Origin of the sequence: Streptomyces sp. NPDC029216, assembly GCF_040648015.1 — a bacterium.
Classification (GTDB): Bacteria; Actinomycetota; Actinomycetes; order Streptomycetales; family Streptomycetaceae; genus Streptomyces.
The window spans coordinates 1-19,998 of the sequence record NZ_JBEZWL010000135.1 but is presented as its reverse complement, the minus strand read 5'-3'; the positions used below and the strand labels follow the sequence as shown (position 1 = coordinate 19,998).

Annotated in this window: 18 protein-coding genes and 1 pseudogene; 9 read left to right on the top strand and 10 right to left on the bottom strand. The window is 72.2% G+C overall.

Annotated features, from left to right (window positions below):
* A pseudogene (locus tag AB0F18_RS31865) lies at positions 1-83 on the top strand (DUF192 domain-containing protein); the annotation flags it as partial.
* 15 nt (positions 84-98) lie between these two features.
* Here AB0F18_RS31865 and AB0F18_RS31860 read toward each other — a convergent pair.
* Positions 99-455 (bottom strand): DUF192 domain-containing protein, encoded by a 357-nt coding sequence (locus tag AB0F18_RS31860; RefSeq protein WP_362066931.1) that lies wholly within the window; start codon positions 453-455, stop codon positions 99-101.
* Between the two features lie 101 nt (positions 456-556).
* On the opposite strand from AB0F18_RS31860, the gene AB0F18_RS31855 reads away from it, so the two are divergent.
* Positions 557-1,249: an A24 family peptidase gene (locus tag AB0F18_RS31855; RefSeq protein ID WP_362066929.1), complete on the top strand. Its 693-nt coding sequence runs from the start codon at positions 557-559 to the stop codon at positions 1,247-1,249.
* 131 nt (positions 1,250-1,380) lie between these two features.
* Here the strand turns inward: AB0F18_RS31855 and mgrA are convergent, their stop codons facing one another.
* Complete coding sequence (mgrA, locus tag AB0F18_RS31850) at positions 1,381-2,418, bottom strand: L-glyceraldehyde 3-phosphate reductase (protein ID WP_362066927.1); 1,038 nt, start codon at positions 2,416-2,418, stop codon at positions 1,381-1,383.
* Positions 2,419-2,547: 129 nt separating this feature from the next.
* Here mgrA and AB0F18_RS31845 point away from each other — a divergent pair, with 129 nt between their 5' ends.
* The 5 genes from AB0F18_RS31845 to AB0F18_RS31825 all read left to right on the top strand — a co-directional run bounded on the left by AB0F18_RS31845 (position 2,548) and on the right by AB0F18_RS31825 (position 8,195).
* Positions 2,548-3,309, top strand: a complete 762-nt coding sequence (locus tag AB0F18_RS31845; RefSeq protein ID WP_362066925.1) for an isoprenyl transferase — start codon at positions 2,548-2,550, stop codon at positions 3,307-3,309.
* Between the two features lie 284 nt (positions 3,310-3,593).
* Positions 3,594-4,910 carry a PhoH family protein gene (locus tag AB0F18_RS31840; protein ID WP_362066923.1) on the top strand — a complete coding sequence of 439 codons (1,317 nt, stop codon included), beginning with the start codon at positions 3,594-3,596 and terminating at the stop codon, positions 4,908-4,910.
* Positions 4,911-5,347: 437 nt separating this feature from the next.
* The gene (locus AB0F18_RS31835; RefSeq protein ID WP_362066921.1) at positions 5,348-6,070 is read left to right on the top strand and encodes a transglycosylase SLT domain-containing protein; all 723 of its coding nucleotides are present in this window, start codon (positions 5,348-5,350) and stop codon (positions 6,068-6,070) included.
* Between the two features lie 119 nt (positions 6,071-6,189).
* The gene (locus AB0F18_RS31830; RefSeq protein ID WP_362066919.1) at positions 6,190-7,521 is read left to right on the top strand and encodes an AI-2E family transporter; all 1,332 of its coding nucleotides are present in this window, start codon (positions 6,190-6,192) and stop codon (positions 7,519-7,521) included.
* Entirely contained in the window at positions 7,518-8,195 is a 678-nt protein-coding gene (locus AB0F18_RS31825; RefSeq protein WP_362066917.1) for a hypothetical protein, read from the top strand. The genes AB0F18_RS31830 and AB0F18_RS31825 overlap by 4 nt, the downstream gene beginning before the upstream one ends.
* A gap of 130 nt (positions 8,196-8,325) precedes the next feature.
* Here AB0F18_RS31825 and AB0F18_RS31820 read toward each other — a convergent pair whose 3' ends face one another.
* Together AB0F18_RS31820 and AB0F18_RS31815 are read right to left on the bottom strand one after the other, a co-directional pair.
* A complete protein-coding gene (locus AB0F18_RS31820; RefSeq protein WP_079429556.1) occupies positions 8,326-8,865 on the bottom strand; it encodes an alkyl hydroperoxide reductase in 540 nt (179 codons plus the stop codon).
* A 3-nt stretch (positions 8,866-8,868) separates the two neighbouring features.
* Positions 8,869-9,423, bottom strand: coding sequence for a peroxiredoxin (locus tag AB0F18_RS31815; protein WP_362066915.1), 555 nt, complete (start codon positions 9,421-9,423; stop codon positions 8,869-8,871).
* A gap of 135 nt (positions 9,424-9,558) precedes the next feature.
* Between AB0F18_RS31815 and AB0F18_RS31810 the strand changes: the two genes are divergently transcribed.
* A complete protein-coding gene (locus AB0F18_RS31810) occupies positions 9,559-10,506 on the top strand; it encodes a hydrogen peroxide-inducible genes activator (protein WP_362066913.1) in 948 nt (315 codons plus the stop codon).
* Between the two features lie 91 nt (positions 10,507-10,597).
* Here the strand turns inward: AB0F18_RS31810 and AB0F18_RS31805 are convergent, their stop codons facing one another.
* From AB0F18_RS31805 to AB0F18_RS31785, 5 genes are all read right to left on the bottom strand, one after another.
* Positions 10,598-12,949 (bottom strand): ABC transporter permease, encoded by a 2,352-nt coding sequence (locus tag AB0F18_RS31805; protein WP_362066911.1) that lies wholly within the window; start codon positions 12,947-12,949, stop codon positions 10,598-10,600.
* Positions 12,946-13,632: an ABC transporter ATP-binding protein gene (locus AB0F18_RS31800; RefSeq protein ID WP_362066910.1), complete on the bottom strand. Its 687-nt coding sequence runs from the start codon at positions 13,630-13,632 to the stop codon at positions 12,946-12,948. Before AB0F18_RS31800 ends, AB0F18_RS31805 begins: the two co-directional genes overlap by 4 nt.
* A complete protein-coding gene (locus tag AB0F18_RS31795) occupies positions 13,629-14,153 on the bottom strand; it encodes a PadR family transcriptional regulator (RefSeq protein ID WP_362066908.1) in 525 nt (174 codons plus the stop codon). The genes AB0F18_RS31800 and AB0F18_RS31795 overlap by 4 nt, the downstream gene beginning before the upstream one ends.
* A 143-nt stretch (positions 14,154-14,296) precedes the next feature.
* Positions 14,297-14,569: a hypothetical protein gene (locus AB0F18_RS31790; RefSeq protein WP_362066906.1), complete on the bottom strand. Its 273-nt coding sequence runs from the start codon at positions 14,567-14,569 to the stop codon at positions 14,297-14,299.
* A complete protein-coding gene (locus AB0F18_RS31785) occupies positions 14,566-15,480 on the bottom strand; it encodes an SPFH domain-containing protein (protein ID WP_362066904.1) in 915 nt (304 codons plus the stop codon). The genes AB0F18_RS31790 and AB0F18_RS31785 overlap by 4 nt, the downstream gene beginning before the upstream one ends.
* Before the next feature lie 243 nt (positions 15,481-15,723).
* On the opposite strand from AB0F18_RS31785, the gene AB0F18_RS31780 reads away from it, so the two are divergent.
* The gene (locus AB0F18_RS31780) at positions 15,724-18,018 is read left to right on the top strand and encodes a transglycosylase domain-containing protein (RefSeq protein WP_362066902.1); all 2,295 of its coding nucleotides are present in this window, start codon (positions 15,724-15,726) and stop codon (positions 18,016-18,018) included.
* A gap of 108 nt (positions 18,019-18,126) precedes the next feature.
* Here the strand turns inward: AB0F18_RS31780 and AB0F18_RS31775 are convergent.
* Positions 18,127-19,998 (bottom strand): ATP-binding SpoIIE family protein phosphatase (locus tag AB0F18_RS31775; protein ID WP_362066900.1); only part of this gene is annotated, 1,872 nt, incomplete at its 5' end.

Here is a 19,998-nt window from a genome sequence, read left to right as displayed (position 1 = left end):
CCCTGACCACCATGCCCCCGAACCGCCTCGGCCTCCCCCGCCCCCGCGCCCGCCACGTCCTGGAGGCCGGTGCCGGGCCCTGATCCGCCGGACACCCCCTAGGGGATGTTGAGACGCTCGACTTCGACGACGTACCCGGGCCGCAGCCCCCACCCGCTCATGGCCCCGGCACCGGCCTCCAGGACGTGGCGGGCGCGGGGGCGGGGGAGGCCGAGGCGGTTCGGGGGCATGGTGGTCAGGGCGATGACGCGGAGGCGGCGGTCGAGGTAGGCGACGTCGATGGGGAACCGCATGCGGAAGGTGTGCACGCTGGCCGCCGGTGTGAGGAGGATGGCCCCCTCGATCCCCTCCCGCCCGAGGAGGCCGCGGGTGCGGGCCCGGTAGGAGGCGGCGATCTCCAGGGGGAGGGCGGTGTGCCCGATGCGCAGGATCCCGGCGCCGTCCTGATAGGCCATGGGCCCCACCCTAGGGTCCGGGTCCCGCTTCGCGCAGCGGCCGCGGAGAAGGGGTCCACGGGCCCATCCGGGCGGGGCGGCGGGGGCCTACCGTCTGCGGGGTGGGTCTCCTCGTGATCATCCTCGCCGCCGCGTACGGCGCCGCCGCGGGCGTGGGGCTGCCCCGCGCCGCCTACCGGCTCTCCGTCGAGCCCGGCGAGCCCTGGCGCACGCACACCCCCGACGGGCACCCGCTCGCCGGCTGGTTCGGCCCCGCGGACGGCACGGGCTCCCGCTGGGCGGCGTGCGCGGCCGTGTGCGGGGCGCTGGGGGCCGCCGGGGGCCCCCGGCCCGAGGCGGTCGTGTTCGTCGGGCTCGCCCCGCTCGTGGTGCTGCTCGCGGTCGTCGACCTCGCCGTGCACCGGCTCCCCGACGTGCTCACGCTGCCCCTCGCCGCCGCCACCGCGGCCCTGCTCGGCGTCGCCGCCCTCCTGCCCCGCGCCGCGGGCACCTGGCGGGGGGCCCTGCTCGGCGGGGCCGCGCTCGGGGCGGCGTACCTCCTGCTGTTCCTGATCAACCCCGCCGGCATGGGCCTCGGCGACGTCAAGCTCGCGCTTCCGCTCGGGGTCGCTCTTGGGTGGTACGGGTGGGGGGTATGGGCGGCCGGGGCCTTCCTGGGCCTGCTCTACGGGGCCGTATACGGTCTCGCCCTGCTCCTGACCAGCCGCGCGAGCCGCAAGACGGGCTTCGCCTTCGGGCCCTTCATGGCCGCCGGAGCCCTCAGCGGAGTGCTCCTGGGCGGATTCGGAGCGTAATCATTCTGCGCCAATGCACGCAGGACGCTTTACGAAGGGTTATGGTGGAACCCCCCCCTCGGGCCGGTCCGTATCCCCCCCACGGACCGGCCCGTTTTTTCTTTCCGCCGCATCGCGGGCAAAAGCGCAGGTCAGCCGCGCTGGGCCCAGATGTTCGTGCCGGGGGTGGAGACCGCGAAGGAGTCGATCTCCTTCAGCTCCTGCTCCGACAGCGGCGCCCCGGTCAGCGCGGCCACGTTCTCCTCCAGCTGCTTCACGCTCGACGCGCCGATCAGCGCCGAGGTCATCCGCTCGTCCCGCAGCACCCAGTTCAGCGCGAGCTGCGCCAGCGACTGGCCGCGGCGGGCCGCGATGTCGTTGAGACCGCTCAGGCGCCGCACCACGTCCTCCGAGAGCAGCGCCGGGTTCAGCGACTTGCCCGCGGCGGCCCGGGAGCCCTCCGGGATGCCCTGGAGGTACTTGCCGGTCAGCAGGCCCTGGGCGAGCGGCGCGAAGGCGATGCAGCCCATGCCGGCCTCCTCCAGGGTGTCCAGCAGCCCGTCCTCCTCCGTCCAGCGGTTGATCATGGAGTACGAGGGCTGGTGGATGAGCGGGCGCACGCCCATGTCCCGCAGGATCCGCACGGCCTCCGCGGTCTGCTCCGCCGTGTACGAGGAGACGCCGACGTACAGCGCCTTGCCCTGCTGGACCGCGGACGCGAGCGCGCCCATGGTCTCCTCCAGCGGGGTCTCCGGGTCGAACCGGTGCGAGTAGAAGATGTCGACGTAGTCGACGCCCATCCGCTTCAGCGAGGCGTCCAGCGAGCCGAGGAGGTACTTGCGGCTGCCCCATTCGCCGTACGGGCCGGGGTGCATCAGGTAGCCGGCCTTCGTGGAGAGGACCAGCTCCTCGCGGTAGCGCGCGAAGTCCTGGGCGAAGATCTTGCCGAAGTTCAGCTCGGCGGAGCCGGGCGGCGGGCCGTAGTTGTTGGCCAGGTCGAAGTGGGTCACGCCGAGGTCGAACGCGCGGCGCAGGATCGACCGCTGGGACTCCAGGGACTTGTCGTCGCCGAAGTTGTGCCAGAGGCCGAGGGAGATGGCGGGAAGCTTGAGGCCGCTGTGGCCCGTGCGCCGGTAGGGCATGGAGTCGTAGCGGGAGTGCTCTGCCCGATAGGGATTGGTATCAGTCACGATGTCCTCCCTATCACGGACTTGTGACCCACCGAGTTGGGTACCCGATCCCGCCGCGCAGTAATGTGGCGGGGACTCGGGGGAGACCGCAATTCGCACGGGGGCACCGCACGGAGGGGCTGGAAGATCGTGAAGCTGCGCGACCTGGTGTACAGGCTGTATGCACGCCGGGTGGAAGGCCGCCTCGACCATGACGCGTCGCCCAAGCACATCGGCGTCATCCTGGACGGGAACAGGCGCTGGGCCAAGGCGTCCGGAGGTACGACGGAGCAGGGCCACCAGGCCGGTGCCGACAAGATCTCCGAGCTGCTGGGCTGGTGCACCGAGACGGACGTCGAGGTCGTCACGCTGTGGATGCTCTCCACGGACAACCTGGACCGGCCCGAGGTCGAGCTCCGCCCGCTGCTCAACATCATCGAGAACACCGTCAGGGGCCTCGCCGAGGACGGCCGCTGGCGCGTCCACCACGTCGGGAACCTGGACATCCTGCCGTCCCGGACGCAGCGGGTGCTGAAGGAGGCCGAGCAGGCCACGCACGACGTCGACGGGATACTGGTCAACGTCGCCGTGGGCTACGGCGGCCGCCAGGAGATCGCCGACGCGGTCCGCTCGCTGCTGCTGGAACACGCCGAGAAGGGCACGTCCTTCGAGGAGCTCGCCGAGGTCCTGGACATCGACCACATCGCCGAGCACCTCTACACGCGCGGCCAGCCCGACCCGGACCTGGTGATCCGCACCAGCGGCGAGCAGCGGCTGTCCGGATTCATGCTGTGGCAGAGCGCGCACTCCGAGTACTACTTCTGCGAGGTCTTCTGGCCGGCCTTCCGCAAGGTCGACTTCCTGCGCGCCCTGCGCGACTACGCGGCCCGCCACCGGCGGTACGGGACCTGACCCGGCGGGACGAGGCCTTCACCTGGGGTTCACCGAGCGTGCGTCATATGCCATGGCATGGGTGCGCTCGTTGAAGGGCATAAGCCTGGCAGGTCGATGCCCGATCCACGGGTGTCGAGTCTCAGCGGACGGCACCGGGCCGTCCGCCCGGGAGGCCCTTTGCACCAGGACGAGCGTGCGGTTCGCACGGACGGATTGGAGGGCCGGAAAGCGGCCCTGGCACAGGCGCCGTTGACCGGTCCGGTCTTCATGGCCCGACCTCTTCCGAGGGGGTACGTCCTTCCGTGGTGACCAGCACAAAGCGCCGCCTGTCCGACAGGCGGACCTACGTCCTCGACACCAGCGTCCTGCTGGCAGACCCCAACGCGATCTCGCGCTTCGACGAGCACGAGGTCGTGCTCCCGATCGTGGTGATCACCGAGCTGGAGGCGAAGAGGCACCATCCCGAGCTCGGCTACTTCGCCCGTCAGGCCCTGCGCCTGCTCGACGACTTCCGGGTTCGCCACGGCCGCCTCGACGCCCCCATCCCGCTGGGCGATCTGGGCGGGACCCTGCGCGTCGAGCTCAACCACTCCGACCCCGGCGTCCTGCCGGCGGGATTCCGGCAGGGGGACAACGACTCGCGCATCCTGGCGGTCGCCCGCAACCTCCAGGCCGAGGGCTACGACGTCACGGTCGTCTCCAAGGACCTGCCGCTGCGCATCAAGGCCTCGTCCGTCGGCCTGCTCGCCGAGGAGTACCGGGCGGAGCTCGCCATCACCGACGCCGGCTGGACCGGCATGAGCGAGCTCGCCCTCTCCGGGGAGCAGGTGGACCTCCTCTTCTCGGAGGAGCGGCTCTACGTACCGGAGGCCGCCGAACTGCCGGTGCACACCGGTCTGATCCTCCAGTCCGAACGCGGCAAGGCCCTGGGCCGGGTCACCGCCGACGGCAACGTCCGGCTCGTCCGCGGCGACCGCGACGCCTTCGGGCTGCACGGGCGCAGCGCCGAACAGCGCATCGCCCTGGACCTGCTGCTCGACCCGGAGATCGGGATCATCTCGATGGGCGGCCGGGCCGGCACCGGAAAGTCGGCGCTGGCGCTGTGCGCGGGCCTGGAGGCCGTCCTGGAGCGCCGGCAGCACCAGAAGGTGATGGTCTTCCGGCCGCTGTACGCGGTCGGCGGCCAGGACCTCGGCTACCTGCCGGGCGACGCGGGCGAGAAGATGAGCCCTTGGGCGCAGGCGGTGTTCGACACCCTCTCCTCTGTCGCCGGGCGCGAGGTCATCGAGGAGGTGCTGAACCGCGGGATGCTGGAGGTCCTCCCGCTCACGCACATCCGCGGCCGCTCCCTGCACGACGCCTTCGTGATCGTCGACGAGGCGCAGTCCCTGGAGCGCAACGTCCTGCTGACCGTTCTGTCCCGTATCGGGGCCAATTCCCGGGTCGTTCTGACCCATGACGTGGCCCAGCGCGACAATCTGCGCGTCGGCCGGTACGACGGAGTGGTCGCCGTCGTTGAGAAGCTGAAGGGGCATCCGCTCTTCGCCCACGTCACGCTCACCCGCTCGGAGCGTTCGCCGATCGCCGCACTGGTCACGGAGATGCTCGAATCGCTCTGATCGCCCACGAGGTGCGAGGAGGGCCCGTAAGGGTCAAATCCCCCATAGAGGGACGGTGAGTTGGCGCCGTCCGGCAAAGGCCGAGGAGCCTAGCCGGACGGCGCCCTTCCGCACAGGCCTTTGGCGAAAACAGCCGCGGCATGCCTGGTGTGACCTTTCCCACGCAACGCGGAATTGCCTTGCGGCGTCGAGGTCCGGCAGAGTCTGTTTTCCGTCAGGCCCCGCATACGGCACATCTGTATCTCCAGTTGGGGATACGCGCAGCACCACAACTCCACAGCCGTTGACCGTATGCCGCCCGGTTTCACGCGGCAGCCCCCGCAAGGGAGTTGCCCACGGGCCCGTGTCTCCAGTGACCAGAACACCACGGAGTCCAGTGTCGAAGGGGCACTCTTGCGGACGCGCGGTCACTGCGGACGCTGCTGGAAGGACACCGTGTGAGCCGGATCTCGGTCCGGGGGTTCGCAGTGGCTTCGGCCACCGCGGTCACCACCGTCGGCGCAGTCGTCGGCGTCGCCACTGGCGATGCCGCCACCTCGAACGACCTCGAGACGACCGCGTCCGGAGCGACGCTCCTCCAGGACATTCCGGTCGGCGAACAGGCCCAGGTCCAGAGCGGGTCCCTGGCCCAGCAGGCCGACGCCATCGCCCACGCCGCCGACGACGACGCCAAGCGCTCGACGGAGGAGGCCGCCCGCCTCCAGGCCGCCGAGGACGCCAAGGCCAAGAAGGCCGAGGCCGAGAAGGCGGAGCAGGCCAAGAAGGACGCGGACGCCAAGAAGCTCAAGGAGGAGCGCGACGCGGCGGAGGGCATCGCCAGCCGCTCGGCCACGCGCGACGCCGGCGACTTCCCGGTCCAGGGCTCCTACACGGTCGCCCAGGTCAAGGACATCGCCCGGCAGCTGGTCCCCTCGGGCCAGTTCCAGTGCTTCTCCAACATCATCAACGAGGAATCCACCTGGAACTACCAGGCCGTGAACTCCTCTTCGGGCGCCTACGGCCTGGTCCAGGCGCTCCCCGGTTCGAAGATGGCCTCGGCCGGCTCGGACTGGCGCACCAACCCGGCCACGCAGATCAAGTGGGGCCTGGGCTACATGAACGAGCGCTACGGCAGCCCCTGCAGCGCCTGGAGCTTCCACCAGGCCAACGGCTGGTACTAGAGCCCTGGCGGACGCCGCCCGCGCACAACCTCGGGGAACCCCGCACCGTCCTACGGTGTGGGGTTCCTCGCGTGTACGGTCGTGCGAGGCGTGATCGCAGGGCGGGGGAAGGGAACGACATGGCGAAGAGGACGGGCTGGCTCGGCCGGCTCGGCAGAGGGCTGAGCCGGATGGAGGCGCGCCTGGACGAGCGGCGGGCGGAGGTCGAGGCGGAGGCCACGGCCGATGTGGAACCGGCGCCGGTCCCGGCCGCGGCCGTCCCCGAGACCGCCGTCGCGGCGCCCGTGCCCGGGGAGCCCCCGGCGCCCCCGCGGCCCGACCCGGCGGCCGTCATCCCCTGGGGGGTGCGCGTCGCCGCCGAGGCCAGCTGGCGGCTGCTGCTGCTCGCCGGGATGGTCTGGGTGCTGATGAAGGTGATCAGCGAAGTCCGCCTGGTCGTCCTCGCCTTCGCCGCCGCCCTGCTCGTCACCGCGCTGCTCCAGCCGTTCGTGGTCCGGCTGCGCCGGATCGGGCTGCCCCGCGGCCTGGCCACCGCCGTCACCGCGATCCTCGGCTTCGTCGTCATCGGACTGGTCGGCTGGTTCGTGGTCTGGCAGGTCATGGAGAACCTCGACGACCTCTCCAACCGGCTGCGCGAGGGCATCAACGAGCTCAAGAGCTGGGCACTGGACAGTCCGTTCCACGTGACCGAGAAGCAGATCAACGACATCGCGAAGAACCTCAGCGAGACCATCGGCACCAACACCGAGGAGATCACCTCCGCCGGACTCCAGGGCGTGACGGTGCTCGTCGAGGTGCTGACCGGGATGCTGCTCGCGATGTTCTCGACGCTGTTCCTGCTCTACGACGGCCAGAAGATCTGGAACTGGGTGCTCGGCCTGGTCCCGTCCCCCGCCCGCCCCGGCGTCGCCGGCGCCGGCCCGCGCGCGTGGCGCACGCTGACCGCGTACGTGCGCGGCACGGTCCTCGTCGCGCTCATCGACGCCGTCTTCATCGGCCTCGGCATCTACTTCCTCAAGGTGCCGATGGCCGTCCCGCTCGCCGTGTTCATCTTCCTCTTCGCCTTCATCCCGCTCGTCGGCGCGGTGGTCTCCGGCGCCCTCGCGGTGGTCGTCGCCCTGGTGACCCAGGGGCCGTTCGCCGCGCTGATGGTGCTGCTGGTGGTCCTGGCCGTCCAGCAGATCGAGGGGCACGTGCTCCAGCCCTTCATCCTGGGCCGGGCCGTACGGGTCCACCCGCTCGCGGTGGTGCTGTCGGTCGCGGCCGGCGGGATGATCGCGGGCATCGGCGGCGCCGTCGTCGCCGTGCCGCTGGTCGCCGTCACCAACACCGTGGTGGTCTACCTGCGCGCGTACTCGCGCGAGCGCCGCCTGGCACCCGCCTCCCCGACCGGCCCCGGCCCGCACGGCGCCACCGCCGCCGAGACGGCCGCGCGGGAGGCCCGGGGGTGATCGGCGAGCCCGAGCTCGAAGGGGCGTGGACCGACGGCCGCCCCGCGGAGTTCGCCGCCGACGAGCCGGCGGAGCGTCCGCCGAGGGCGCGTGCGCCCTGGCGCTGGGCGCTGGGCGGGGCGGTGACGGCCTCGGTGGTGTGGGCCGGGGCCCTGGTGCTGCAGGAACGTTACGTCGAGGCCGGGCCCCCGATCCGGTACCGGCAGAGCGAGCAGCTGTGCGCGGAGACCCCGCTGAAGTCGGTCGCCGCGGCGACCGGGGAGTTCGGCGTGGGCATGCCGAGCCACGGGGAGAGCTCCGCCCTGGACTGGTCCTTCTGCTACTCCACCGGCGGGCGCGGCTCGAACCCGTTCACCCACATGGCGGAGGTCCTCGTGGAGCTGCACAAGAAGGCCGACCCCGCGACGGAGTTCGGCTTCCATCCCGAGCTCAACCCGGACCTCCGCTCCCCCTCCGTCCCGGTGGAGCAGGTGCCGGGTCTGGGCGAGCGGGCGGTGTTCTCCGGGAAGGCGCAGGCGCCCCGGCTCCAGGTGCTCGACGGCGGGGCGGTCTTCACGCTCACCGTCCAGTGGTGGGAGGGGGACGGCGAGACCCGTTCGGGCGTGGACGGGGACGCGGTCAAGACGGCGATGGTCGAGGACGTGCGCGCCCTGATGGCCCGGCTGCGCACGTAGGCCGTCTCTTCCGGATCTCGCCTGACCGGCAAGATCCGAAAGAGACGGCCTAAGCCGTGGAACGCGCCGTGCCCCCGCCGCCGGGAGGGCTGCGGGGGCACGGACGTACGGGGTTCACCCGTACGGGCGACTACTCGGCGGCCAGGGCCGCTTCGGCGTCGAGGGTGACGGCGACGGCCTGGATCACCGAGGCGATCTTGAAGGCCTCCTGGACCGTCTCGCGGTCCACGCCCGCCTTGCGCAGGACCTGCTCGTGCGAGTCCAGGCACTGGCCGCAGCCGTTGATGGCGGAGACCGCGAGCGACCACAGCTCGAAGTCCACCTTCTCCACGCCCGGGTTGCCGATGACGTTCATCCGCAGGCCCGCGCGCAGCGTGCCGTACTCCGGGTCGGAGAGCAGGTGCCGGGTCCGGTAGAAGACGTTGTTCATCGCCATGACCGCGGCGGCGGACTTGGCGGCGTTGTACGCCTCCGGGGACAGCGCGGCCTTCGCCTCGGGCTCCAGCTCACGCAGGACGCGCGGGGAGCGGGCGGCGATCGCGCAGGACAGGACGGTGCCCCACAGCTGCTGCTGGGTGAGGGTGTCCTGGTTGCCGATGACCGAGCCGAGGTTCAGCTTCAGGTCCTTGGCGAAGTCCGGTATGGCGGACTTGAGGGAGTCGAGGGACATCCGTCACTCACCGGCCAGCAGGGCGCCGGCGTTCAGGGTGTCGTCGCCCTTGTTCCAGTTGCAGGGGCACAGCTCGTCGGTCTGCAGGGCGTCGAGGACCCGCAGGACCTCCTTGGGGTTACGGCCCACGGAACCGGCGGTCACCATCGAGAACTGGATCTCGTTGTTCGGGTCCACGATGAAGACGGCGCGCTGGGCGAAGCCGTCCTCGCCCTGGATGCCGCAGGCCTGCATCAGCTCGTGCTTGGAGTCGGCCAGCATCGGGAAGGGCAGGTCACGCAGGTCGGCGTGGTCCTTGCGCCAGGCGTGGTGGACGTACTCGGAGTCGCCGGAGATGCCGAGGATCTGGGCGTCACGGTCGAGGAACTCGTCGTTCAGCTTGCCGAACGCGGCGATCTCGGTCGGGCACACGAAAGTGAAGTCGGCCGGCCAGAAGAACAGGACGCGCCACTTGCCCTCGTAGGACTTCTGGTCGATCTGCGCGAACTCCTTGCCGGCTTCGAGCGAGACGCAGGCGGTCAGGTCGTAGCTGGGGAACTTGTCACCGACAGTGAGCACGAACTCTCCTTGCAGAATGGAAAGTGACCCTTTTGGGGGCTTTCCGAAGGGGTTGGACGGATCTCATATGCTGGCACAGCTGCATTGATTAGGGAAATAGCTAGTCTTGTGGCGGGTGATCGGAGGTACCTATCAGTGGCTGTGAGTAGTAGAGGACAGAAGCAGCCGACGCTGGCGCAGCTGCGCGCCTTCGCGGCGGTGGCGGAGCACCTGCACTTCCGGGACGCCGCCGCGGCGATCGGAATGAGCCAGCCCGCGCTCTCCGGGGCGGTCTCCGCGCTGGAGGAGGCCCTCGGGGTGCAGCTGCTGGAACGCACCACCCGCAAGGTGCTGCTCTCCCCGGCCGGCGAACGCATCGCGGTCCGGGCGCGGGGCGTGCTCGACGCGGTGGGCGGGCTGCTGGAGGAGGCCGAGGCGGTACGGGCCCCCTTCACCGGGGTGCTGCGCCTCGGGGTGATCCCGACCGTGGCCCCGTACCTGCTGCCGACCGTGCTGGGGCTCTTCCACCGCCGCTACCCCCGCATGGACCTCCAGGTCCACGAGGAGCAGACGGCCTCCCTGCTGGAGGGGCTGGCCGCCGGACGCCTCGACCTGCTGCTGCTCGCGGTGCCGCTGGGCGTGCCCGGGGTGAGCGAACTGCCGCTGTTCGACGAGGACTTCGTCCTGCTGGCCCCCCGCGAGCACCCGCTGGCCGGGCGCAGGGACATCCCGCGCGAGGAACTGCGGGGCCTGCAGCTGCTGTTGCTGGACGAGGGGCACTGCCTGCGCGACCAGGCCCTGGACATCTGCCGGGAGGCCGGGCGCACCGCCGGCGCGGACGTCACCACCACCGCCGCCGGACTGTCCACGCTGGTCCAGCTGGTCGCCGGGGGGCTCGGGGTGACCCTGCTGCCGCGCACCGCGCTGCGGCTGGAGACGGCCCGCAACGAGGCCCTGGCCACCGGGTACTTCGCCGAGCCGGCCCCCTCGCGGCGGATCGCGCTGGCCATGCGGACCGGGACCGCCCGGCAGGAGGAGTTCCGGGCCATCGCGGCCGCGCTGCGCGAAGCGGTGCGCCCGCTCCCGGTGTGGCCGACCGACTGACGGGCGGCCACGGCGGGAGCGGGCGCGGGTGCCCCCGTACAGGGGGCGGGTGTTCCCGTACGGGGGCGGGTGCCCCCCGTACGGGCGGGGGTCACTCCGTGCGCAGGCCCTCCGGGCGCATCAGGCGCAGCAGGGGCGGCAGGCCCAGCAGGGTGATCAGCGCGACCACGCCCGCCCCGGCCCCGGCCAGGGCCAGCACCGAGGTCCAGTCGACGTGCACCGGCCGGGACATGGCCCACAGCAGGGTGGACCCCAGGGCGAGGCCGACGCCGGCCGCCAGGGTCAGCCCGAGTGCGATCGGCAGCGCCGTCTGCCACAGCACCGACAGGCTCAGCGTGCGGCGCGGGGTCCCGAAGGCGACCAGCACGGCCAGCAGCCGCCGGCGCTCGCGCAGCTGCTCCAGCTGCGAGACCAGCAGGCTCGCGCCGATGAGCACCAGTACGCCGGTGGCGCCGAAGAACAGCCCGGTGCGGATCGTCGAGTACGAGGCGTTCTCGGCGCTCTCGCGCAGGGTAAGCGCCGTGGCGAACGGGTCGGCCTTGAACGCGGCCGTGCGGATCCGGTCGAGGGCGTCGGGCCGGGACTCGTCGGCCTGGACGTAGATCTGGGCGGACTGCCAGGTGCCCAGGCCCTGCGGCGCGGCCGACGGGGTGACCAGCAGCCCCTCGCGCAGGCGTCCTTCGGGGTCCTCGCGCGGCCCAACGGTGCGGGCGCCCGCGGGGAACGTCCACTCGACGGCCTTCTCGTCGGGCAGCCTCGCGCCCTGGTAGCCGGAGACGTTGCCCGCGTAGAGCCGGGTGCCGGGCGCGGGGGTGAGCGGCTCGCCGGTGGGGGAGAGCCCGCCGCCGGAGAGGGCGAAGGCGTCGCCCTCGGCGCAGGCGTCGATCTCGGCGACCTCCCGCAGCGCCTCGCAGGTGCCGACGGTGACCTGGACGATCTGTCCCTGGTCCGGGACGGTGCGGGCAGCCGGGAAGCCGCCCAGCGGGACCGTACGGGTGATGCCCGGCGCCCCGGCGAGTTCCCTGGCGACGGAGCCGGCGCGGGATTCGGTGCCCGAGTGCAGCAGGACCGAGACGGCCGCGCGGGCCGGGTCCTGGCCGGTGGGCTTCTCGTAGTCCTCCTCGACGCCGGTGAAGACCATCTGGAGGGCGATCGCCCCGGCCACCGCCACCGCGATGCCGTTGACCAGGCGCGCCGCGCCGCCGCTGTCGACCTGGAGCCGGCGGACGGCCAGCTGCCAGGAGGCGGGCCCGCCCGAGAGCCGGCCCACGGTCCGCTCCAGCAGCCAGGGCAGCAGGACGGTGACGGCCACGAGCAGCAGCAGCACACCGCCGCCGATCTGCCAGCGGCTGAAGCGGCCGTGGCCGCCGTCCCGCCCCACCGGGAGGAGCAGGCCCAGCCCGGCGAGCGGCAGCAGCAGCCGCCACCAGACGCGGCGCCGACGCGGCGCGGCCGTCCGTGCGACGCCCAGTGGCTCGATGACCACCCGGCGCAGGGCGAACACCGTGACGGCGACGGCCGCCACGGGCACCGCCAGGGCCACCAGCAGGGCCAGCCAGACCGAGGGGTCCAGGTCGTGCGGGAAGACGCTGCGCTGCTGGAAGGAGAGGGCCCCGACCAGGCTCCGCCCGGCCAGGAAGAAGCCCGCGCCGAACAGCAGTCCGGCCAGCGAGCCGGACAGGGCCTCACCGGCGGCGATCCGGCGCACCGTGCGCGCGTCGGCGCCCACCAGGCGCAGCGCGGCCAGCCGCTGGTCGCGCCGCTCCCCGCCGAAGCGTACGGCGGTGGCGATGAAGACGACGACGGGAGTCAGCAGGGCGACGAAGGCCAGGACGACCAGCAGCATCAGCACCGGGTCGAGGTCCCTGGCGTCCCGGTCGCCCGCGAAGGCCTTGATCCGGTGGACCCGGTACCCGCCCGGCCCGTCCGTGCGGAGGGTGTCGTCGCCCAGGTAGAAGAGGAGTTCGGCCGGGCCGGTCAGGCCCCGGTCGGCGACGGTCGCGGTGATCGGGGCGGCGAGCCGCTTGCGCAGGCCCGCCCCCTCGGGGGAGGCCAGCAGCCGTGCCAGGGCGGGGGAGACCGCCATCTCACCGGGCTGCGGCAGGTCCTTGAGCCCCGGCGGCACGGGGGCGTCGGGGCCCTCCATGCGCAGCATCCGGCCGTTGATGTCCTGGTCGCGGTAGGTCTGGTCGACGCGGGCGATCAGCAGGGTGTTCCGGCCGGGGGCGGCGGCCTCGGCGGCGCCCAGGACGGAGCGGGCGTCCTCGCGTGCGTGGCGGGCGGTCAGCGCCCCCGGTATGGCGGTGCTGATCAGCAGCAGCGCGACGCCGAGGCCGACGCCGACGCCGGTGAGCAGGGTGCGGGTCCAGCCCCGGCGTCCGCCGCCGAAGGCGAAGCGGGCCCCGAGGGCGAGGTCGCGGGACCAGGCCCGGAGCGCGCTCACAGGGCGTGCTCCATGTCCCGCGACCGGCCGTCGCGGACGACGATCTCGCGGTCGGAGTAGGCGGCGACGCGGGTCTCGTGCGTGACCAGGACGACGGCGGCGCTCGCGGCCCGGGCGGCCTCGGTGAGCAGCTGCATCACCAGTTCGCCGTTGAGGGAGTCGAGGGCGCCGGTGGGCTCGTCCGCGAAGACCACCCGGGGCCGGGTGACCAGGGCGCGGGCCACGGCCACGCGCTGGCCCTGGCCGCCGCTGACCTCGCCGGGGCGCTTGGCGCCGGTGTCCTCGACCTGGAGCCGTTCCATCCACTCCAGGGCGGTCCGTTCGGCCTCCTTGCGCTTGACCCCGGCCAGGCGCAGCGGGAGGGCGACGTTCTCGACGCAGGTCAGTTCGGGGACGAGCTGCCCGAACTGGAAGACGAAGCCGAACTCGGTGCGGCGCAGGGCGCTGCGCTCGGCGTCGCTCAGGGCGGTGAGCTCGCGGCCGGCGTAGGTGACGGTGCCGGAGTCGGGCGGGACGATCCCGGCGAGGCAGTGCAGGAGCGTGGACTTGCCGGAGCCGGAGGGGCCCATGACGGCGACGACCTCGCCGGGGTGGATGGAGAACTCGGCGCCGTCGAGGGCCTTGGTGGAGCCGTACGCCTTGTGCAGGCCGGCGGCGACGAGGAGGGAACCGGCCGGGGTCATCGGCGTACCTCCCGGGCGAGCTGGTCCAGGCGGGCGGAGGTGAGTTCGAGCCAGCGCAGGTCGGCCTCCAGGTGGAACAGGGCGTGGTCGCAGATCAGCTGGTCGGCGAGGTCGCCCTTGCGCTTGCGCTGGGTCAGGATGCGCATCAGGCGCAGGTGTTCGGTGCGCTGGGTGTCCAGCAGGCCGCTCGCGCTGCGGCCGGTGAGCAGCGAGAGGACCACCTTCGTGTAGAGGGTGGACTGGAGGTAGGGCTCGGGCTTCTCGGGCTCGGCGAGCCATTGCTCGACGTCGGTGATGCCGGCGTCGGTGATGGCGTACCGCTTGCGGTCGGGGCCGCCGCCACTTTCGATCCCGTCGACCTCGACGAGGCCGTTCTTCAGGAGGCGGGACATGGTCGAGTAGACCTGCCCGTAGGCGAGGGGCCGGTCGTGGCCGAAGGTTTCGTCGAAGGCGCGCTTGAGGTCGTACCCGTGGCGCGGGCCGGCCTCCAGGAGGCCGAGCAGAGTGTGGCCGATGGACATGGCGGCGACTATACACGGCGTGTATACGCACGGTGTATAGATCGCCGGACGGCGGGTCGGCGCAGATGGGGGCGGGCAGACGGCGAGCGCCCGGGCGCGGAGGTCGCGCCCGGGCGGAGGCCGGTGCCGGGTGGTGCGGCGGGTCAGGTGTCCCGGCCGGTGCGGGGGCGGCCGCGGGGCGGGATCGGGGCGGCGCCGCCGGGGAGGCGGCCCGACTCGGACAGGGCCTTGCGGAGCAGGAACTCGATCTGCGCGTTCGCGCTGCGCAGTTCCTCGCCGGCCCAGCGCGCGAGGGCGTCGTACACCTGCGGGTCGAGCCGCAGCAGCACCTGCTTGCGCGCCTGCCGCCCGGCCCGGGCCGGCTTGGGCTCGGCCCCTTCCCGGTCCTCGGGCGGGGTGCCGCCGGCGGGGGTCACTGGTAGAGGGTGCCCGTGTTGATGACCGGCGTGGCCGCGCGGTCGCCGCAGAGGACCACCATCAGGTTCGAGACCATGGAGGCCTTGCGCTCCGGGTCCAGGTCCACGATCTCCTCCTCGGCCAGCCGGGTCAGGGCGAGCTCCACCATGCCCACCGCGCCCTCGACGATCTGCTTGCGGGCCGCCACGACCGCACCGGCCTGCTGGCGCTGGAGCATCGCGGAGGCGATCTCCGGAGCGTACGCGAGGTGGGTGAAGCGGGACTCGATGATCTCGACGCCCGCGGCGTCGACCCGGGTGGCCAGCTCGGCCGCGAGCTTCTCGGTGATCTCCTCGGCGTTGCCGCGCAGCGAGAGGCCGCCCTCGTCGTGGGAGTCGTAGGGGTACTCGATCGCGATGTGCCGCACGGCGGCCTCGGTCTGCGTCTCGACGAACTCCGTGAAGTCCTCGACCTCGAAGACCGCCCGCGCGGTGTCCGCGACCTTCCACACCACGACCGCGGCGAGCTCGATCGGGTTGCCGTAGGCGTCGTTGACCTTCAGGACGGCCGTCTCGTGGTTGCGCACCCGGGTGGAGATCTTCTCGCGGGAGGTCAGCGGGTTCACCCAGCGCAGCCCGTCGGTGCGGATCGTGCCCCGGTAGCGGCCGAAGAGCTGGACCACGCGGGCCTGGCCGGGGGCCACGGTGTTCAGCCCGCTCATGGCCAGCACCGAGGCCAGGACCAGCAGGACGCCGAGCGGGATCAGCGTCGCCTTCGTCGCCGTCGCGGTCACCGCCGCACCGAAGGCGACCAGGCCGGCCCCGGCCACCGTCCCCACCAGCCCGAGCAGCAGGGCGAGCCCGCCGCCGAGGCTGTTCGCCGCGAACTCCCTTACGCCGGCCGGTCGTTCGTCGGTCACAGTCGCTGTCATGGAATACCCCCGTTTGATCCGTCGCGTCCGGTCGTGGCCGATCGGAATGCCTAGCAAAGTGATATCACTTTTTGCGATGACCGCAACCCTTCCGGCATCGTGGGCGTCGGTTCCATTGGAGTGGGTGCTGATTCTCACGTCCGAATTGACCGGTTTTGGTCAGGGTTAGCCAACCTTTGTCACAGCCTGCGGTGTTAGTTTTCTGAGCTGACGTCGGGGGGGTAATCGAGCGGAGCGGGAGCGATGGGCCGAGCAGATGCGCGACGGGCGCAGCAGCAGCGCGGTGGGCGGAAGGCGCCGACCGGGCGTGCCGCCGGACGCGCGGGCAAGCCGACCGGGAAGAAGCGCAGCGGTATACGTCGCATCTTCAACTGGAAGACCATCCTCGGGACCTTCCTCGGCGGGATCCTGCTCCTCATAGCCGGAGCCTTCGCGCTCTACTTCTCCGTGGACGAGCCGACCGACCCGAACAAGACGGCGGTCCTCCAGAGCAACACGTACAAGTGGGCCGACGGGTCGATCATGACCCGCACCGGCAAGATGAACCGCGAGATCGTCCCCATCGACAAGATCCCGGAGGACGTGCGCACCGCGTTCATCGCGATCGAGAACAAGTCCTTCTACAAGGACCGCGGCATCGACGTCATGGGCGTGGCCCGCGGTGTCTTCAACACCGTGCGCGGCAAGGGCACGGCCGGCGGTTCGACGATCACCCAGCAGTACGTCAAGAACTACTACCTGACCCAGGACCAGTCGGCGACCCGAAAGCTCCGGGAGCTGGTGATCTCCCTCAAGGTCGACCAGCGCATGGAGAAGGACGACATCCTCGCCGGCTACCTGAACACCAACTTCTACGGCCGCAACGCCTACGGCATCCAGGCCGCCGCCCAGGCCTACTACGGCGTCGACTCCGACAAGCTGACCCTGGAGCAGGGCGCCTACCTGGCCGCCGTCATCCAGGCCCCCAGCCAGTACGACTGGGCCATCGCGGGCCCCAACGGCAAGCGGCTGGCCCTGATCCGCTTCAACGCCGTCCTCGACAACATGGTCGAGATGGGCAAGCTGGACAAGGCCAAGCGCGACACCCTGAAGTTCCAGGAGCCCATCAAGCCCAAGGCGCAGCCCGGGATGGACGGCCAGAAGGGCTATCTGATCCAGGCCGCCAAGCAGGAGCTGAGCCGCCAGGGCGTCAAGGAGGCCGACATCGCGGCCGGCGGCTGGACGATCACCCTCAACATCGACAAGAAGAAGCAGGCGGCGCTGGAGAAGGCCGTCGAGGACGAGCTGGAGTCCAAGCTCGACCGCAAGAACGCCAAGGACCGCCCCCAGGACCAGAGCGTCCAGGCCGGCGCCACCTCCGTGGACGCCAAGACCGGCAACATCGTCGCCATGTACGGCGGCGTGGGCCTGACGGAGAAGGCCGAGAGCAACGCCCTGCGCACCGACTACCAGCCGGGCTCCACCTTCAAGCCGATCGTGCTGGCCACCGCCCTGGAGACCGGGGCGAAGACCCAGGACGGCCGTCCGATCACCCCGAACGCCCTCTACGACGGCACCAGCAAGCGCCCCGTGGTCGGCAGCGACACCCCCTTCGCCCCGCAGAACCAGGACGACATCAACTACGGCGACCCGAACCTCACGGTCCAGGAGGCCACCAACTCCTCCGTGAACTCGGTGTACGCGCAGATGATCGTGGACGCGAAGCCGCAGGAGACGAAGAAGACCGCCATCGCCCTCGGCATGCGCGACCGTGACGGCTGGCCGGCCGACAAGCCCGCGATGTCCCTCGGCACGATGAGCGCCAACACCGTCGAGATGGCCGGCGTCTACGCCACCTTCGGCAACCACGGCAAGAAGGTCACCCCGACCATCGTCAAGAGCGCCGAGCACGTCGACGCCCAGTTCAAGCCGGTCAGCCCCTTCGGCGCTCAGGTCATCAAGCGCGAGACCGCCGACACCGTCACCAAGGTCCTGACCGGCGTGGTCCAGGACGGCTCCGGCAAGGCCGTGCGCAGCGACGCCTACCAGGCCGCGGGCAAGACCGGCACCACCGAGTCCAACGTGGCCGCCTGGTTCACCGGTTACACCCCGGAGCTCGTCACCGTCGTCGCGATGTTCGGCGAGGACCCGAACTCGCACAGCCAGGTGACCCTGACCGGTACCGCCGGCAAGGGCCGCGCGGGCGGTTCCAGCTTCCCCGCCCAGATCTGGCAGGCGTACACCCTGGCCGCGCTCAAGGGCGTCTCGACGGGCGAGTTCGACCTGTCGGACGCGAAGATGGGCACCCCGGCCGGCCCGACCCGTACCGCGGTCCCGTCGAGCGGCCCCTCCGGCTCCGTCAGCCCGTCGCCGTCCACCTCCGGCACCCGCCCGACGGGCTCCCCGGACCCCTCGGGCAGCGGCAGCGGCAAGCCGGACCCGACGCCGCCGACGAAGAACCCGACCCCGCCGACGAAGAACCCGTCGCCGACCGGTGATCCGCAGCCGCCGACGAAGAAGCCGACGCCGCCGATCCTGAACCCGGACGCGCCGCAGTAGTACCCGGAAAACGCAGTAGTACCCGGAAAACGCGGTAGTACCCGCAAAACGCCTCCGCCCCGCAGCGAGAACGCTGCGGGGCGGAGGCGTTTTCCCGTCCGTAGCCGGTCAGCGCCGGTCGTGCCCCCCGGGCAGCGGCAGCTCGAACCAGACCACCTTGCCGCTGCTCAGCCGGGTCGCGCCCCAGCGCCGTGCCAGCCGGTTGACCAGGAAGAGGCCGCGCCCGCCCTCGTCCGTCTCCCGGGCCCGGCGCTGGCGCGGCAGCTGCGGGGAGTCATCGCCGACCTCGCAGCGCAGCACGTCCGTACGCAGCAGCCGCAGGGTCACGGGCCGCTCGGCGTACCGGACGGCGTTCGTGACCACCTCGCTGACCAGCAGCTCCAGCGAGTCGCTCAGCTCCTCCAGGCCCCAGCGGGCCAGGGCGCGCCGGGCGAAGCGGCGGGCCCGGCCCGGAGCGGTCTCCTCCGGGTCCAGGAACCAGTACGCCACGTCGCTGGGCGCGATCCCCTCGAAGCGGGCCGCCAGCAGCGCGATGTCGTCGTCCCGGTCGCCGGGGCCGAGCATGTCCAGCACGTCGTCGCAGAGGGCCTCCAGCGGCGGCGAGTGGTCCAGCCCGGTCAGCTGCGCGGTGGTCGCGAGCCGTTCGCGCAGCTGGTCGATGCCCGTCCACACGTCCCGCAGCCGGGACTCCACCAGCCCGTCGGTGTACAGCAGCAGCGTGGCCCCGGCCGGGGCGTCCAGCTCCACGGCCTCGAAGTCCACCCCGCCGACCCCGATGGGGGCGCCCGGCGGGACGCGCAGCACCTCGGCGCGGCCGCCCAGGTGCAGCAGGACCGGCGGCGGGTGGCCGGCGTTGGCGATGGTGATCCGGTGCGAGACCGGGTCGTAGACCGCGTACAGGCAGGTGGCCATCCGGTCGGAGCCGAGCCGCTGGGCCTGTTCGTCCAGGTGGTGGAGGACCTCGGCCGGGGGCAGGTCCAGCTGGGCGAGGGTCTGCGCGGTGGTGCGCAGCTGGCCCATGATCGCGGCGGAGGTCATCGAGTGGCCCATGACGTCGCCGACGACCAGCGCGACCCGGCTGCCGGGCAGCGGTATGGCGTCGTACCAGTCGCCGCCCACCCGGGCGGTCTCGGCGGCGGGCAGGTAGCGGGAGGCCAGCCGCACCCCGGTGGGCTGGGGCAGGCTGTCGGGCAGCATCGTGCGCTGGAGCTCGTCGGCGATGTACGCCTCGCGGCCGTACAGCACGGCCTTGTCGATGCCGAGCGCGGTGTGCGTGGCCAACTGGGCGGCGACGAGCAGGTCGTTCGTCTCGAACGCGTCCCGGTCCGGGGTGCGCAGGAACACCGCCGCGCCGATCACGCGCCGGCGGCCCCGCAGCGGGGCCAGGATGGCCCGCTGCCCGCGCGGCACCGGATGGTCGGCGCCCAGCAGCTCCGGCAGCGCGTCCCGGGCCCCGGGAGCCGACCCGAACACGGGCCGTACGCCGCGCAGTACCTCGGCGAGGGCCCCGCCGGTCCGGATCTCGCACAGCTCCGCCGCGGGCAGGTCACCCTGCGGGCCGACCAGCGGCAGCTGGCTGAAGTCGAGTTCGCCGGCGCCCCCCGCGGCTCCGGCGGCCTCGGCCCCGTCGGCCAGGCCCAGATCGTCGATCGGCCGGAGCCGGTCGGTGCGGCGCAGCCTTAAAACGACCGGGCCGACGGGCCGTTCGTCGCCGACCGGCAGCGGATCGCGCAGGTAGACCAGGATCGCGTCGGAGAAGGTGGGAACGGTCGCCCGGCACAGGCCGAGCACGATCTCGTCGAGGTCGATGCCGCGCGCGATCCGGCGCGTGGCCGCGCCCACGAACCGCAGCCGGTCGCCCTCGCGCCGGGCCACGCCGACCTCGCCGGAGCCGGAGCCGGAGCCCGCACCGGGAATGCCGGGCGTTCCGGGGGCCGCCCCGGCCCCCGTGCCCTCGCCGCCGGACCCGGCCGACGGGCC